Here is a 433-nt window from a genome sequence, read left to right as displayed (position 1 = left end):
GTTGAACACGTAACCGTCGGTTACCGCGTCCGGTTGGGCCGCCACGCCGGGCAGCGTCAGTAAATCATTCAGTGGCATCAGTGATCCTCCTCAGGGTGTCGACAGACTGTAGGTGAAATCGATGCTAATCTAAAGTGATTGATTTTAACTAAAACGCTAACTAAAAGTGAATGATAGATGAAGCTGAGCCAGCTGAAGTTTTTCTGCACCGTGGTGGAACACAAAACCATCGCCGCCGCCGCCCGTGAGCTGCACTGCGTGCCTTCCAACGTCACGTTGCGGCTGCGCGAGCTGGAAGAGACGTTGGGCGGCGAGCTGTTTTTCCGCGATAAAAACCGGCTGTACGTCAATCCCAAAGGCCGGCTGTTCTACCAACAGGCGCGCGACATCGTGGCGCAGGCGGAGCGCAGCAAGCAGCTGTTCGCCGGAGAAC

Annotated in this window: 1 protein-coding gene; it reads left to right on the top strand. The window is 55.9% G+C overall.

Translation table 11 applies throughout. The features are described from left to right. Positions 1-177: 177 nt before the first annotated feature. A partial coding sequence (locus tag C5L13_RS28460) for a LysR family transcriptional regulator (RefSeq protein WP_158693564.1) occupies positions 178-433 on the top strand: 256 nt, incomplete at its 3' end.

This window comes from Neorhizobium alkalisoli (assembly GCF_002968635.1).
GTDB lineage: Bacteria > Pseudomonadota > Alphaproteobacteria > Rhizobiales > Rhizobiaceae > Neorhizobium > Neorhizobium alkalisoli.
The sequence above is the reverse complement of the archived record's forward strand: the minus strand, read 5'-3'. Positions and strand labels throughout refer to the sequence as shown.